Below are 290 nucleotides of genomic sequence, written 5' to 3'. Positions count from 1 at the left end.
CCTGCTTGCACCTTCTTCGCCTAGATCGTTCTGACAGAGAGGGCACTGCGCTCCCCCGGGGAGCGCGGAAATTTCGTGACCAGCGTGGGCGATCGCTGCGAATTCGCGAGCTGCCTCGAACAGCGTCTTCCACTCCTCTCCACCAGTGCCCGGCAGCTGACCCGGCTCGCTTCGGAACGCTTCAGCGGCGGCTTCTGCGGCCTTCTTTGCGACGTTGGATGTGTCGACGAGCTCCTGTAGATTTTGGAGCTTTTCGACAGACACAATTCCGAGCTTTGTCTCAATCTGCG

The 290-nt window shown here is 60.0% G+C and carries 1 pseudogene; it reads right to left on the bottom strand.

The window, feature by feature from the left end:
- Positions 1-290: pseudogene (locus tag EN824_RS35750) on the bottom strand (hypothetical protein); the annotation flags it as partial.

The sequence above is a fragment of the Mesorhizobium sp. M8A.F.Ca.ET.181.01.1.1 genome, from assembly GCF_004792025.1.
GTDB lineage: Bacteria > Pseudomonadota > Alphaproteobacteria > Rhizobiales > Rhizobiaceae > Mesorhizobium.
The sequence above is the reverse complement of the archived record's forward strand: the minus strand, read 5'-3'. Positions and strand labels throughout refer to the sequence as shown.